This window comes from Vibrio sp. ABG19, assembly GCF_029962385.1.
GTDB classification, from domain to species: domain Bacteria; phylum Pseudomonadota; class Gammaproteobacteria; order Enterobacterales; family Vibrionaceae; genus Vibrio; species Vibrio ostreae.
Genome location: NZ_CP071708.1, coordinates 773,962 through 788,406, shown reverse-complemented (window position 1 = coordinate 788,406; position 14,445 = coordinate 773,962). Strand labels below are relative to the sequence as shown.

The 14,445-nt window shown below is 52.8% G+C and carries 13 protein-coding genes; 11 read left to right on the top strand and 2 right to left on the bottom strand.

The window, feature by feature from the left end:
• Window positions 1-15 precede the first annotated feature (15 nt).
• Window positions 16-1,629, bottom strand: coding sequence for an L-aspartate oxidase (nadB, locus tag J0X00_RS09740; RefSeq protein ID WP_136486009.1), 1,614 nt, complete (start codon window positions 1,627-1,629; stop codon window positions 16-18).
• 443 nt (window positions 1,630-2,072) lie between these two features.
• Between nadB and rpoE the strand changes: the two genes are divergently transcribed.
• The 11 genes from rpoE to acpS all read left to right on the top strand — a co-directional run bounded on the left by rpoE (window position 2,073) and on the right by acpS (window position 11,437).
• Window positions 2,073-2,645: an RNA polymerase sigma factor RpoE gene (gene rpoE / locus J0X00_RS09735; protein WP_136486011.1), complete on the top strand. Its 573-nt coding sequence runs from the start codon at window positions 2,073-2,075 to the stop codon at window positions 2,643-2,645.
• A gap of 30 nt (window positions 2,646-2,675) precedes the next feature.
• A complete protein-coding gene (locus J0X00_RS09730) occupies window positions 2,676-3,305 on the top strand; it encodes a sigma-E factor negative regulatory protein (RefSeq protein ID WP_136486013.1) in 630 nt (209 codons plus the stop codon).
• On the top strand, window positions 3,302-4,270 hold the full coding sequence (gene rseB / locus J0X00_RS09725; protein ID WP_136486015.1) for a sigma-E factor regulatory protein RseB: 969 nt from the start codon (window positions 3,302-3,304) through the stop codon (window positions 4,268-4,270). The genes J0X00_RS09730 and rseB overlap by 4 nt, the downstream gene beginning before the upstream one ends.
• Window positions 4,267-4,737 (top strand): SoxR reducing system RseC family protein, encoded by a 471-nt coding sequence (locus tag J0X00_RS09720; RefSeq protein ID WP_282477984.1) that lies wholly within the window; start codon window positions 4,267-4,269, stop codon window positions 4,735-4,737. Before rseB ends, J0X00_RS09720 begins: the two co-directional genes overlap by 4 nt.
• Before the next feature lie 299 nt (window positions 4,738-5,036).
• Window positions 5,037-6,830, top strand: a complete 1,794-nt coding sequence (gene lepA, locus J0X00_RS09715) for a translation elongation factor 4 (protein ID WP_136486019.1) — start codon at window positions 5,037-5,039, stop codon at window positions 6,828-6,830.
• Between the two features lie 93 nt (window positions 6,831-6,923).
• Window positions 6,924-7,820 (top strand): signal peptidase I, encoded by an 897-nt coding sequence (gene lepB / locus J0X00_RS09710; protein ID WP_136486022.1) that lies wholly within the window; start codon window positions 6,924-6,926, stop codon window positions 7,818-7,820.
• A 35-nt stretch (window positions 7,821-7,855) separates the two neighbouring features.
• Complete coding sequence (gene rnc / locus J0X00_RS09705; RefSeq protein WP_136486024.1) at window positions 7,856-8,533, top strand: ribonuclease III; 678 nt, start codon at window positions 7,856-7,858, stop codon at window positions 8,531-8,533.
• Complete coding sequence (gene era, locus J0X00_RS09700) at window positions 8,526-9,491, top strand: GTPase Era (RefSeq protein WP_282477983.1); 966 nt, start codon at window positions 8,526-8,528, stop codon at window positions 9,489-9,491. Before rnc ends, era begins: the two co-directional genes overlap by 8 nt.
• 100 nt (window positions 9,492-9,591) lie before the next feature.
• Window positions 9,592-10,317, top strand: coding sequence for a DNA repair protein RecO (gene recO, locus J0X00_RS09695; RefSeq protein ID WP_218562692.1), 726 nt, complete (start codon window positions 9,592-9,594; stop codon window positions 10,315-10,317).
• On the top strand, window positions 10,314-11,045 hold the full coding sequence (gene pdxJ, locus J0X00_RS09690) for a pyridoxine 5'-phosphate synthase (RefSeq protein WP_136486030.1): 732 nt from the start codon (window positions 10,314-10,316) through the stop codon (window positions 11,043-11,045). The genes recO and pdxJ overlap by 4 nt, the downstream gene beginning before the upstream one ends.
• Window positions 11,046-11,059: 14 nt before the next feature.
• Entirely contained in the window at window positions 11,060-11,437 is a 378-nt protein-coding gene (acpS, locus tag J0X00_RS09685) for a holo-ACP synthase (RefSeq protein ID WP_136486032.1), read from the top strand.
• Window positions 11,438-11,497: 60 nt separating this feature from the next.
• Here acpS and barA read toward each other — a convergent pair whose 3' ends face one another.
• Window positions 11,498-14,296: a two-component sensor histidine kinase BarA gene (gene barA, locus J0X00_RS09680; RefSeq protein ID WP_168797027.1), complete on the bottom strand. Its 2,799-nt coding sequence runs from the start codon at window positions 14,294-14,296 to the stop codon at window positions 11,498-11,500.
• Window positions 14,297-14,445: the final 149 nt, after the last annotated feature.

Below are 14,445 nucleotides of genomic sequence, written 5' to 3'. Positions count from 1 at the left end.
GTTGCTATGATGAGGTTATTGCTGGTCCGGTGTCAGTATGGTCGGACCGCTGTCAGGCTGCAGTTGCGGATAGTCCAGAGTGTAATGCAGGCCGCGGCTCTCTTTACGTTGCATTGCGCAGCGTACCATCAGCTCCGCGACCTGGAGCAGGTTACGCAGTTCGAGCAGGTTATTGGATACCCGGAAGTTACTGTAATACTCATGGGTTTCCTGTTGCAGCAGCTGAATGCGGCGCAGGGCTCGTTCGAGGCGTTTGTCGGTGCGAACGATACCCATGTAGTCCCACATAAACAGACGCAGCTCGTGCCAGTTATGCTGGATGACCACTTCCTCGTCGGAACAGGTAACCTGGCTTTCATCCCAGCTTGGTACTTCCGGCGCTAAAGTCGCTTCTTTAACTTTACTGAGGATATCTTTCGCGGCTGACCAGGCGTAGACCACACATTCAAGCAGAGAGTTTGAGGCCATACGATTGGCACCATGCAGGCCGGTATAGCTTACTTCACCAATCGCATACAGCTGCCGGAGGTCGGTCTGGCCCTGCTGATTGACCATCACCCCGCCACAGGTGTAGTGCGCCGCCGGTACAATCGGAATCGGCTCTTTGGTCATATCGATGCCGAGATCCATCAGACGGCTGTAAATCATCGGGAAATGTTTCTCGATAAAATCGGCCGGTTTATGGCTGATGTCGAGATACATGCAGTCGGCGCCGAGACGTTTCATCTCGTAGTCGATGGCCCTGGCGACTACATCACGCGGTGCCAGTTCGCCACGCTCATCAAAGTCCGGCATAAAGCGTGAGCCGTCAGGACGGCGCAGGTAAGCGCCTTCGCCGCGCAGGGCTTCGGTGAGCAGGAAGTTGCGAGCATCCGGATGATAAAGGCAGGTCGGATGGAATTGGTTGAATTCCAGGTTCGCCACCCGACAGCCGGCGCGCCAGGCGATCGCAATGCCGTCACCGGAAGAGACATCCGGGTTGGACGTGTACTGATACACTTTAGATGCGCCGCCGGTGGCCAGGACAACAAACTTAGAGCGAATCACTTCAACGTGTTCGTCATTCCGGTTCCAGACATAAGCGCCAATCACTTTTTTCTCGTCACCACCGACTTTGTCTTCGGTGATCAAATCCAGAGCGTTGTAGCGTTCGAACAGAGTAATGTTAGGGTGATTATGAACGTTATCCTGCAAGGATGTCTGCACCGCCATGCCTGTAGCATCAGCAGCATGCAGAATGCGGCGATGGCTGTGGCCACCTTCGCGGGTCAGGTGATAACGGGGTTCTTCATCATCGCTGCTGTCTTCTTCTTTATCGAACGGGACACCACCGTCAATCAGCCATTGCACGCACTCTTTGGCATGTTCAGCGATAAAACGCACTGTGTCTGGTTCACAAAGACCGGCACCGGCGATCAAAGTGTCCTCGACATGTGAGTCGATACTGTCCGATTCGTCAAAAACCGCGGCAATACCGCCCTGAGCATAATACGTTGACCCTTCACTGCGCGGGCCTTTACTCAAAACGATGACTTTACAGTGTTTGGCGACACGCAGCGCTAACGACAAACCTGCTGCTCCGCTGCCCACAACTAATACATCACACTGATGTTCTCGGTTGGCGTTCATAAAATGTTTATATTCCCGAACTAGAGTAGAGCTGTCCTGCTCTGCTGCAAAATTAATTATGTCTGTCCTTTCATGCTTTGTCAGGTGCATGTGCCGCATCTGACAAAGCATGGAGAAGCGCTGCGCGCACAAAATAATGTGCGCTGACCCGAACATACCCGTATGGACTGTGAGGGTATCATCATCGCGCCAAAAGCAATACTTTATAAATACTATTGTCTTTTGTGATTGCTGTCCCCAATATCAGGGGAGAATCCCAACAATTTAGATTACATCACATTGCACCGGGAAAAAGGTAAAATTTTTCACCGGGTGTTGAACTTTCCCTGCGCGATTGAGTCACAATAGTGCTCACGTAAGCAGTGGTGTCAAGACAGCATTCTGCATAATTAGTGCCCATATCTGAGAAGGTAGGGGAGATAACAATAGGAGTAACCGCTCGAATGAACGAGCAGCTGACCGATCAAGTGTTGATTGAGCGAGTTCAGAATGGCGATAAGCAGGCATTTAATCTTCTGGTGCTGAGATATCAGAACAAAGTATGCAATCTTATCTCCAGGTATGTGAGCAATTCAGGTGATGTAGCCGACGTAGCGCAGGAAGCGTTTATTAAAGCGTATCGGGCGATCCCCACATTTCGTGGCGAGAGTGCCTTCTATACCTGGCTGTACCGTATTGCTGTCAATACCGCGAAAAATCACATCGTGGCGCAAAACCGCCGCCCGCCGGCAAGCGATGTTGATGCTGAAGAAGCTGAATTTTACGAAAGCGGTAACGCGCTTAAAGAAATATCGAACCCAGAAAACATTACGCTGTCCAAAGAGTTAAAGCAGGCGGTGTTTCATGCGATAGAAGCGTTACCTGAAGATTTAAAAACCGCGATGACGTTACGCGAGCTTGATGGCTTGAGTTACGAAGATATCGCAGAAGTCATGGATTGCCCCGTAGGTACGGTGCGTTCTCGTATCTTCCGTGCTCGTGAAGCGGTAGAAAAGAGAATCCGTTCTCTTTTATAGCGCAAACCAGCAAATTTAATGGTGAAAAGAATGGCTGACAAAGAAAAACTTTCAGCGCTCATGGATGGAGAGCTGGTCGATAAGCTGCTAATTCAGGAATTAGCCAGCGACAAGGACAGTCTCGATACGTGGAAGAATTACCACCTGATTGGTGATGTAATGCGTGGCGAGGCACCTGAACGACCAGAGTGGAATATCGCTGAAAGGGTTGCCTTGGCGTTGGAAAACGAACCTGCGCACACCCTGCATCACGCTGCTCATGCCAATGTTACCCAGCTTGACCAAGTCCGGATCGAAGAACAGCCGCAGCCGAAACAGGCGCGTCGTCAGCTTCCGGGCTGGTTGTCCCAGTTTGGTCAGGTCGCAGTGGCGGCTTGTGTCTCTTTAGCGGTAATCATTGGTGTACAGCAATATGGCGGCAGCGACAGCGCAGGTGCGCAGGATCAGCAGTTGCCTGTCCTGCAGACCATCCCGTTTTCCGGCAGTGCTGAGCCAGTAAGTCTGACCCGTGACTCAATGGAAAGACACAGTTCGGAAGCGAATGTGCAGGAACAGCGCCGTCGTGTGAATGCGTTGCTGCAAGACTATGAACTTCAATTAAGATTGAATAGTGAGAGCCTGAGCGCTCAACCAGATTCAGTTGAACCGGTAGTTGAATGAAAAAACTTCTGATCAGTGCTCTGGCGCTGTTCAGCTTGAGTGCATCGCCAGTCTTTGCTGAGGATTCCTCAGCAAAGACTTTGTTGCATCAGATGAACGAAGCCAGTCAGCACCTCAATTACGAGCTGTCCTATATCCTGATTAAGAAAAACAGCATTGAACCTTTGCTGTATCGCCATGCGCGGGAAAAAGACAATCAGCAACTGGCCCATTTGGTTTACCTCAGCGGGCCGGTGCGTGAAGTGATCCGGCGTGGTAATGAGGTCAGTTATGTCGAGCCGGGCGTAGAACCCTTTACCATTGAATCTGGTAACATGGTCGCGCCGACCATTCCGATGCTCAACAGTGATGTGGCTGAGATCAGCCAGTATTACGATTTTGTCAAAGTCGGCCGCGCACGTGAAGCCGGTACGGCATGTCAGGTACTGCGCGTAGTGCCGAAAGACGGGCTGCGTTACTCGTACGTGTTATGGGTCGATGAAAATAGTCACCTGCCGCTGCGCGCCGATTTGGTCGATCGTGACGGAGAAGTACTGGAACAGTACCGCACGATTTCTTATTCTATCAGCGACCAGTTGGTGGAGATGATGTCCGGCCTGAATAAGGTGCAGTTACCCGAGGTGCTGTCGCTGCCGAAAGGTAACATTGAGGATACTTTCTGGTCTGTTGGCTGGACACCGGAAGGGTTTAAACCTCTCGAGCTTAACCGCTACCGCATGGCCATTACCGAGCGGGTTGTGGAAAGCCAGATGTTCTCAGATGGTCTGTTCAGCTTCTCGGTGTACGTCTCGGACAGTGACAACTTCTCCCTCAAGGGACAATTAGTTCGTCAGGGCCGGCGCACACTGCACAGTTTTGTGAAAGGTAACAACGAAATTTCGGTTGTGGGTGATATCCCGCCGGATACTGCCAAGCGTATTGCGCAGTCTGTGACCTTTAAGGCCCATGAGGAAGCCAAACCATGATGACCGCACTTGCTACCGTGACCGATGTGCACAGCCAGCGAAATGGCTACCACATTGCGCTCAGTTGTGAACAAAAAACCAGTTGCAGCAGCTGCGCGTCAGCCAAAAGCTGCGGCACGGGAATTGTGTCCAAAGCGGTTGGCAAAAAGTCGCTGTTGTGGCAGCTCGATACCGAGCAAAAAGTCACACCGGGTCAGGTGGTGGAAATCGGTTTTCCGGAAAAAAGTCTGCTTCAGTCGGCGGCACTGGTTTATCTGCTGCCTCTGGTCATGATGATCCTGGGTGCCTGGCTTGGTGATGCCTGGATGGCACCTGCGCTCGGTGCGGGAGAAGGCGTGACGATTGCCTGCTCGGCACTGTTTATCGGTGTTGGGATTGCTCTTGCCAAGCGCTGGTCGGTGAATCTGGAACGGCGCAGTGCGCAGGAAGTGATCTTGGTCCGGGTTCTGGGCGAGCCGATTGCTTAGTCGGTTAGCAATTTTGGGTCGGTTAGCAATTTTGGGCCGGTTAGCTGCTTTTGGCCGGCCAGCGACCTTGGTCCGTAAACAACCTTGGTCTGTTCACAACCTTGCCTCAGCGGGGCTCACTTTGCTTGGCTGGCTTGCGACTATACCTGACTTAGCCTGCCGGGCTCGCGTTCATCTCATCCCAATTTATGATGCGAACCCCAACGAAATTGGGTAGAATCGGCCAACTTGAATGAAATGCCGCCAGCTGCGGTATTTCTTATGTCCTAATTTGCAAAGAGTTTAGTCATCCCAAACCTATGAAGCACATTCGTAACTTTTCGATTATCGCCCACATTGACCATGGCAAATCGACCCTGTCTGACCGTTTGATCCAAGTGTGTGGTGGATTAACCGACCGTGAAATGGCCGAGCAAGTTCTGGATTCCATGGACCTTGAACGTGAGCGTGGCATCACCATCAAAGCGCAGAGTGTGACTCTCGACTACAAAGCAAAAGATGGCGAAACCTATCAACTGAACTTTATCGACACTCCGGGGCACGTTGACTTCTCGTATGAAGTCTCGCGTTCACTGGCCGCCTGTGAAGGTGCGCTGCTGGTGGTCGATGCCGGTCAGGGTGTCGAAGCCCAGACTCTGGCTAACTGTTACACCGCGATTGAGATGGATCTGGAAGTTGTCCCCATCCTGAACAAAATCGACCTGCCGGCGGCAGAGCCTGAGCGTGTAGCCGAAGAGATTGAAGACATCGTCGGTATCGATGCTATCGATGCGGTGCGCTGTTCGGCCAAAACCGGCCTCGGCGTTGACGATGTGCTGGAAAAAATCGTCTCTGATATTCCGGCGCCAGTCGGCGACCCGGATGCACCACTGCAAGCTTTGATCATTGACTCCTGGTTCGATAACTACCTGGGCGTGGTTTCTCTGGTCCGGATTAAAAACGGCAAGCTGAAGAAAAACGACAAGATCAAAGTGATGAGTACCGGCCAGGTATGGGGCGTTGACCGTCTGGGGATCTTTACTCCCAAACAAGTCGACGGCACTGAACTGGAAACCGGTGAAGTGGGCTGGGTGGTGTGCGGTATTAAAGACATCCTCGGCGCGCCAGTCGGTGATACGCTGACGCTGGCCAAAAACGGCTGTGAAAAAGCCCTGCCAGGCTTTAAGAAAGTCAAACCTCAGGTTTACGCGGGTCTGTTCCCGGTATCTTCTGATGATTATGAAGCATTTCGTGATGCGCTGGGCAAACTGAGCCTGAATGACGCGTCACTGTTCTACGAGCCAGAAACGTCTGCGGCACTGGGCTTTGGTTTCCGTTGTGGCTTCCTTGGTATGCTGCACATGGAGATCATCCAGGAGCGTCTTGAGCGCGAGTACGATCTGGATCTGATCACCACCGCACCGACGGTAGTGTATGAAGTACTGAAAACCGACAACGAGATCATGTACGTTGACAGCCCGGCGAAACTGCCTGCTATCAATGATATCGAAGAAATTCGTGAGCCGATTGCCCGTTGTAACATCCTGGTACCGACAGAATACCTGGGTAACGTGATTACCCTGTGTGTGGAAAAACGCGGTACACAGGTCGACATGGTGTATCACGGTAATCAGGTCGCCCTGACTTACGATGTACCTATGGCTGAAGTGGTCCTGGACTTCTTCGATCGTCTGAAATCGACTTCGCGCGGTTATGCGTCTCTGGATTACGGCTTCCAGCGCTTTGAAGCGTCAAGCATGGTTCGGGTTGACGTGTTGCTCAACGGCGACAAAGTAGACGCGCTGGCGATCATCACTCACAAAGATCAGTCCCAGACCCGTGGTCGTCTGCTGGTTGAGAAGATGAAAGAGTTCATTCCGCGCCAGATGTTTGATATCGCGATTCAGGCAGCGATCGGTAACCACATCATCGCCCGTTCAACCGTGAAACAGCTACGTAAGAACGTACTGGCGAAGTGTTACGGTGGTGACGTGAGTCGTAAGAAGAAGCTGTTGAAGAAACAGAAAGAAGGTAAGAAACGCATGAAGCAAATCGGTAACGTTGAGCTGCCGCAAGAAGCGTTCCTGGCCATTCTGCACGTTGGCAAAGACTAAACCTCGTCAGGGGATGTCTGGTAGATTGCATTAACTCTCAAGTGAAAGGGTCCCGGCTCTTTCACTTTCGTATTTTTTAGATAAGGGAAGTCAATGGCGAATACATTTTCACTCATTCTGGTCATCGTCACGCTTGTGACCGGTGTCATCTGGGCACTGGAGAAGTGGCTATGGGCGAAGAAACGGCACGCGAAAGTGGCGCAGCTGCAAAGTGAAACCAATGGTATTGATGCCAGTCTGACTGCCAAAATCCATCCGCAGCCATGGTGGGTAGAGAACTCGGTTTCTATCTTCCCGGTTATCGCTTTTGTCCTGGTGTTGCGCTCATTTATTTTTGAACCGTTTCAGATCCCGTCCGGTTCTATGATGCCAACCCTGCTGGTCGGCGATTTTATCCTGGTTGAGAAGTATGCCTACGGCCTGAAAGATCCGGTCTGGCGTACTCAGCTGCTGGAAACCGGCAAACCAGAGCGTGGCGATGTGGTGGTATTTAAATATCCGAAAAATCCGAGCATTGATTACATCAAGCGTGTGGTTGGTATGCCGGGCGATACGGTACGTTACAGCAGCACCAAAGAGGTGTGTATCCAGCCGCAGGGTCAGTCGCAATGTAAGCCGGTCAAGTTGTCGAACGTGGTGGAAAGTGAATTTATTCAGAATAATGTACCGCTGATCAAGCTCGACGAGCAGTTGGGTGACGTACAGCACAACATTCTGATTAACCCGCTGCGCATTGATAACGTCAACGAATATGAACCGCGTCACGGCGTGAATGAGTGGGTGGTTCCGCAGGGGCACTATTTTGTTATGGGTGATAACCGTGACAACAGTGCTGACAGCCGTTACTGGGGCTTTGTGCCAGAACAGAACTTAGTCGGTAAAGCGGTGGCAATCTGGATCAGTTTTGAGTTCGAACGCTCAGCTGACAGTGTATTACCAGCGTGGATCCCAACCGGTGTGCGTTTTAATCGCATCGGAGCTATTAACTAGGTCGGCGCGCGCCGGCCACAACACATCGAGAGAGCATGAATTCTCCAATTAGTAGATTAGAAACTAAGCTCGGGTATCAGTTTAATGATCCCGAGTTTATCGCCCTGGCGCTGACTCACCGCAGCGCCAACGGTAAACACAATGAACGTCTTGAGTTTCTGGGCGATTCAATTTTAAGTTTTGTCATTGCTGACGATCTTTACCATCGTTTCCCGAAAGTAAACGAAGGCGACATGAGCCGTATGCGTGCCACTCTGGTGCGTGGTAATACGCTGGCAGAACTGGGTCGTGAATTCGACTTAGGAGATTACTTAAAATTAGGTCCAGGCGAGTTGAAGAGTGGCGGTTTCCGTCGTGATTCAATTCTGGCCGATGCCGTAGAAGCCATCATAGGCGCGATTTACCTCGATAGTGATATCGAAGTTGTGCGCGGTATTGTGCTGAGCTGGTATCAGTCGCGCCTGGACGCCATCAAACCGGGGGTTTCACAGAAAGACCCGAAAACGCGTCTGCAAGAGTTCCTGCAGGGCAGAAGAAAACCGCTGCCTGTCTACACAGTGACTAATATTAAAGGTGAAGCACACAACCAGGAGTTTACTGTGGCGTGTGACGTAGCAGGCATCGGACAGCCTGTGATCGGTAAAGGAACCAGCCGCCGCAAGGCAGAACAAGCGGCTGCGGAAACGGCACTAGAGCAATTAAGCAATGGCTGAGCAAGAATTTGATATTGATGCGTTTTTCGCATCCAGTGGTGAGCCAACCAGTTCACCAGACAACCAACACTGTGGCTTTATCGCCATCGTTGGCCGCCCGAACGTGGGCAAATCGACCCTGCTGAATAACCTGCTGGGCCAGAAGATTTCTATCACGTCGCGTAAGCCGCAGACGACGCGTCACCGTATCATGGGTGTTGAGACGGAAGGTGACTACCAGGCGATTTTCGTTGACACGCCGGGGTTGCACATCGAAGAGAAACGCGCCATCAACCGCCTGATGAACCGTGCTGCCAGCAGCTCACTGAGTGACGTGAACCTGGTGCTGTTCGTGGTGGAAGGGACGCACTGGACTGACGATGACGAAATGGTACTGACCAAGCTGAGAAATGCTAATTTCCCAGTGGTGCTGTGTGTCAATAAAGTCGATAACGTCAAAGACCGCAATGAAGTGATGCTGCACATGCAGGAGCTGTCTAAGCTGATGGATTTTGTTGATGTGGTGCCGATTTCGGCTAAGCACAGTAAAAACATTGATGTGCTGCGCAAACATGTGCGCGCGCACCTGCCAAAAGCGGTGCACCACTTCCCGGAAGAGTATGTGACCGACCGTTCACAGCGTTTCATGGCATCAGAGATCATTCGTGAGAAACTGATGCGCTTTACCGGTGACGAACTGCCGTATTCGGTCACGGTGGAAATCGAACGTTTCGATTACAACCCGGACAACGACGGTTTCCATATCAACGCCCTGATCCTGGTCGAACGTATCGGTCAGAAGAAAATGGTGATTGGTAACAAGGGTGAAAAGATCAAAACCATCGGCCGTGAAGCCCGCCTCGATATGGAACAGCTGTTCGGACGTAAGGTGTATCTGGAAACCTGGGTGAAAGTCAAATCCGGCTGGGCCGACGATGAACGTGCGCTGCGTTCACTCGGTTACATCGACGACCTGTAATCGTTTCTGCACTGGCTCCTTTGGGAGCCAGTGTCCTCTTATCCCGTCTTATTCATAAGCTCCCGCGCATCTGTTCGCGCTTTCAGAGGGTTGACCACCAATGTCAGAGGGTTTACAACGCTGTTTTGTCCTTCATCGACGTCCTTACAGTGAGTCGAGCCTGATTCTGGATGTGTTCAGCGAAGAATATGGTCGCCTGACCCTGATCGCCAAAGGCGCGCGCAGCAAACGTTCCAATCTAAAAGGTGCGCTGCAGCCGTTTACTCCCTTACTGCTCAAATGGTCCGGCAACAGCTCGATGAAAACCCTGCGCCAGGCCGAAGCCATCAGTCTTGGCCTGCCGCTGCATGGTATCCATCTCTATTCAGCCATGTATGTTAACGAGCTGATCGGGCGAGTATTGGCGCCGGAAGTGCCGTTTCCCGGCCTGTTCCATGACTATCTACTGGTCCTGACTGAGCTGGCACAGAGTGATAATCCGGAGCCGGCGCTGCGCCGCTTTGAACTCGCCTTGTTGTCCAATATGGGCTACGGCGTCGATTTCCTGCATTGCGCCGGTAGCGGTGAGCCGGTCGACCCAGATATGACTTATCGTTATCGTGAGCAAAAAGGCTTTATTGCTTCGGTGCGGCGCGATAATCTGACTTTTGCCGGTAATGAGCTGATTGCCATCAGTGAACGGCGCTTTACCACCAAAGAGCAGCTGCAGGCGGCAAAACGCTTTACACGCATTGCCTTAAAGCCGTATCTTGGCGGCAAACCTTTAAAAAGCCGGGAGTTGTTTCGGCAAGTCCTTCAACCCAGAGCACGGAGTATAGGAAAATGAGCTCAATTCTTTTAGGTGTGAATATCGACCACGTGGCCACTTTGCGTAACGCGCGCGGCACCAAGTATCCGGATCCTGTCCATGCCGCCGAGATCGCAGAGCGCGCTGGCGCTGATGGCATCACCATTCACCTGCGAGAAGATCGTCGCCATATCCTTGACCGTGATGTACGCATTCTGCGTGAAACGATTCAGACCCGTATGAACCTGGAGATGGCCGTCACAGATGAAATGGTTGAAATTGCGCTGCAAACCCAGCCGGAGTTTGTCTGTCTGGTGCCGGAGAAGCGGGAAGAACTGACCACAGAAGGTGGCCTGAACGTTGTGGGTCAGCTGGAAAAAGTTAAAGCCGCGACTCACAAGTTGAGCCAGGCAGGAATTAAAGTGTCGCTGTTTATCGATGCTGATCGCGAACAGATTGATGCCGCAAAAGCCTGTGGCGCGCCGTTTATCGAGCTGCACACCGGCCATTATGCCGATGCTGAAAACGAAGCTGAGCAGCAGAGTGAACTGAAGAAAATCGCAGCAGCAGCGAGCTATGCTGCCGATCAGGGCATCACGGTGAATGCCGGTCACGGTCTGACTTACCACAACGTAGCCGCGATCGCTGCGATCCCGGAAATTTATGAACTCAACATCGGTCACTCGATCATCGGGCGTGCGGTGTTTGATGGCCTGGCAAAAGCTGTCGCGGATATGAAAGCCGTGATGGAAGCGGCACGCCGTTAATTCCGGTATTTAGCATGATTGTTGGTTTAGGGACGGATATTGCGGAAATCGCGCGCATCGAGCAGGTGTTGGCCCGCAGCGGGACGGCATTTGCGGCGCGCATTCTGACGCCGCAGGAGCTGGCGTTGTTCGCGGCGCGCAAACAGCAGGGCCGTTTTCTCGCTAAGCGTTTTGCCGCCAAAGAAGCCGCATCAAAAGCGCTCGGTACCGGGATTGCTGGCGGGGTCAGTTTTCAGGATTTCATCATCAGTAATGATGAGCTGGGTAAACCTGTGCTGAGCCTGCAGGGTAAAGCCGCCGAGCTGGCTGCAGGCGCAGGTGTCACCGCGCTGCATCTGTCGATTTCTGATGAACGTCATTACGCGGTGGCGACCGTTATTCTTGAATCCTGAGCTGAACGCGGCTGAGCGGTGAATAAAAAGAGGTGCCTTTGTGGCACCTCTTTTTATTTGTTAGCCCTGCTGCAGATACGGCTGGGCAGTGACAATCACTTTTTCCATCTCGTCCTGCAACTCGAACAGCTCGGGTTCGACGTCACTGATGCTGGCACCGGAGCGCAGAGTCTGTTCCAGCGTCGCACATACTTTCTTGAGGCGTGGCACGCCGCTGTAGGAGCAACTGCCGTGCAGTTTGTGCACGTGATGCAACAGGTCGGCAATCGGGTACTCGTCATCCTGCAACGCCATATCGATCACCTGGTTGATTTCCGGAATCGAGTCAACCAGCATGCCTAACATCTCACGCGCCAGATCTTCTTTGTTGGCGGCTTGTTTGAGCGCGGCCTGCCAGTCGACAATGATGTTATTGTGCTGCGGTTCGCCTGTGGCAGGCTGAGTCACCTGTTCAAACGCCGTCGGATCCGGCAGATCGAGCTTATGTACGTTTTGCAGCAGTGAATCCGGGCTCCAGTGCACCAGCACCTGCTGCAGGATATGTTCCTCAATCGGTTTGGTCAGGTAGTCGTCCATGCCCGCTTTGAGCAGGCGATCACGCTCACCAGGCATGGCATGCGCAGTGACTGCGATGACAGGTGTGGTCTGGTTGAGCTCAATTTTTTTGATCTCTTTACACGCGGTGACCCCGTCCATGTGCGGCATCTGAATGTCCATCAGGATAATATCGAAATGACGCTGGCGCGCCTGGTCAATGGCACTCTGGCCATTATCACAGGCGACCACACTGTCGACCCGCTCCTGCAGCAGGGCGGTGATCAGTTTCAGGTTGGCCGGGTTATCATCGACCGCCATCACGGTCAGCGGCAGCTTGTCTTCATGCACTACCGGCAATGGCAGCGGTGCTTCAATGACGGCAGGCTGATGAGCAATCAGGGTCTGCAGCAGTTTCTTACGCGACAGCGGCTTGGTAATACATTGCACCGGATACTGCTTCATCAGTTGATCGGCCAGCGCCAGCTCGGTACTCGGTGTTCCTATGATCACGTGGGATGTCATCGCCGTGGCACGTTGTACCCACTGATGAACCAGTTCCAGATTGGTCTCTGTGCTTGGTGACAGGTTGAGCAGGACATAGTCGAAATGATCTGACTCTTCCGGCATGGCTGAGCGGTAGGTCACCGCAACCCCGGCCTGAACCAGTTGTTGCTGCACAATCGAGGCGGCCTGCATGTTCGGCTCGACCAGCAGCAGCTGTTTGGTGCTCAGCACTTGCGGATCCAGCCAGTCGCTCATCGGCATATCCGTGATGTGCAGGCGCAGGGTGAACCAGAAGGTAGACCCCTGGTGCAGACGACTGGTGAGACTGATCTCGCCGCCCATCTGGCTGACCAGCTTCTGGGTGATGACCAGCCCCAGGCCGGTACCGCCATAACGACGTGAAATGCTGGCGTCAGCCTGACTGAACGCCTGGAACAGCTGGGCCTGCTGGCGCTCGGAAATACCGATACCGGTATCGCGCACCATAAACTGCAGCTCGACCAGATCGTCACGCTGAGAGCGCATCTCGACGCTGATATCGATATTGCCGCGCTCGGTAAATTTGATGGAGTTACCGACCAGGTTGGTCAGGACCTGCTGGATCCGCAGCGGGTCACCGACCAGACCGGCCGGGATCTTCGGATCCACTTTGAGGGTGATTTCCAGCCCTTTTTCATGGGCGCTGGTGGCCTGCAGGTTGACCACTTCTTCCAGAGTTTCCTGGAACTCGAACGGAATGTTCTCCAGGGCCAGTTTACCGGCTTCCAGTTTGGAGAAGTCGAGAATGTCGTTGATGATTTTCAGCAGGTTGTTGGCCGATTTCTCAATCGTTTGCAAGTAGTCAGCCTGGCTGTTGGTGAGCTGGGTTTTCAGCATCTGACGGGTAAAGCCGATCACGCCGTTGAGCGGGGTACGCAGTTCATGGGACATATTGGCCAGGAACTCAGACTTGACCCGCGCCGCTTCCTGGGCGCGTTTTTTGGCGATATCCAGTTCGACGTTCTGGATTTCGAGCTGCTCCAGGGTTTCGCGCAGGTCCGACGTTGCCTGGTCGATACTGTGCTGCATCTCGACATGGTATTCCGACAGCGACACGGCCATCGCGTTGATGCCTTTTTTCAGCGAATCGAGTTCGCCGTGCATGGTGCCTTCAATCCGCACATCGAGGTGACCGCGGCGGATACGGTCGACCATGTTTTTCATATGCGTGATTGGCCGGGTGACGTCATGCATCAGGCGGAATGCGAATACTCCGGACAGGATCAGGCCCATGATCAGCACCAGACAGGCCGAAAAAATTTCCTGATACTGCTGCAGTCGCAATGAGGAGAGATCGAGCTCAATCGCGATATAGCCAAGCACTGGTGTGGACTGGGCGTTGAGCGAATCTTCCACCAGGCGGCTTTCGGCCAGAATCGGCGTTCGCAGGATCAGGGTGTTGTCGTCCAGTTCCGCACTGCTCAACACCGGGATCGGTTCATTTTTCGGATACATCAGTGCTTCGAAATTGGGATGAAAGTTGGAGGTGACAAACAGTTCATGCCGGGCATCAAACACGGCAATACTGCGCACAAACTTAGAGTTTTTGCGATGGGCATAGCTGATGATGCGGCGCACCGATTCGCGGCTCTGGTTTTTCAGCGCCTCTTCACTGGCGATCGCCAGCGGTTCGATGATGCTGGCACCGGCATTTTGTACCTGGGTCTCCAAATCGTGATAACGGTTAAAGGAGAATAATGCGCTGAGCAGCAGCCCGATTATCAGCGTCGGGGCTAAAGTAAGAGTAATTACGCGCGCACGTAAGCCATATCTGGTCATTATTGTCTAAACATCGTGGTGTGGATATGGGAAAATACCCGGCAAACATGATTGGCGGATTTTTCAGAATAGCGGTTAGCTTAATTCAAGTACGGCAGCTTCGACAATCTTCCCCGGGCAGAATAGTGATTCCGGGGTAAAAACCTTCT

Coding starts and splice junctions, on each gene's coding strand:
- recO (WP_218562692.1), top strand. CDS start 9,592: ATGTCAGAGGGTTTACAACGCTGTTTTGTCCTTCATCGACGTCCTTAC.
- rnc (WP_136486024.1), top strand. CDS start 7,856: ATGAATTCTCCAATTAGTAGATTAGAAACTAAGCTCGGGTATCAGTTT.
- barA (WP_168797027.1), bottom strand. CDS start 14,296: ATGACCAGATATGGCTTACGTGCGCGCGTAATTACTCTTACTTTAGCC.
- rseB (WP_136486015.1), top strand. CDS start 3,302: ATGAAAAAACTTCTGATCAGTGCTCTGGCGCTGTTCAGCTTGAGTGCA.
- pdxJ (WP_136486030.1), top strand. CDS start 10,314: ATGAGCTCAATTCTTTTAGGTGTGAATATCGACCACGTGGCCACTTTG.
- rpoE (WP_136486011.1), top strand. CDS start 2,073: ATGAACGAGCAGCTGACCGATCAAGTGTTGATTGAGCGAGTTCAGAAT.
- acpS (WP_136486032.1), top strand. CDS start 11,060: ATGATTGTTGGTTTAGGGACGGATATTGCGGAAATCGCGCGCATCGAG.
- J0X00_RS09730 (WP_136486013.1), top strand. CDS start 2,676: ATGGCTGACAAAGAAAAACTTTCAGCGCTCATGGATGGAGAGCTGGTC.
- nadB (WP_136486009.1), bottom strand. CDS start 1,629: ATGAACGCCAACCGAGAACATCAGTGTGATGTATTAGTTGTGGGCAGC.
- lepA (WP_136486019.1), top strand. CDS start 5,037: ATGAAGCACATTCGTAACTTTTCGATTATCGCCCACATTGACCATGGC.
- J0X00_RS09720 (WP_282477984.1), top strand. CDS start 4,267: ATGATGACCGCACTTGCTACCGTGACCGATGTGCACAGCCAGCGAAAT.
- lepB (WP_136486022.1), top strand. CDS start 6,924: ATGGCGAATACATTTTCACTCATTCTGGTCATCGTCACGCTTGTGACC.
- era (WP_282477983.1), top strand. CDS start 8,526: ATGGCTGAGCAAGAATTTGATATTGATGCGTTTTTCGCATCCAGTGGT.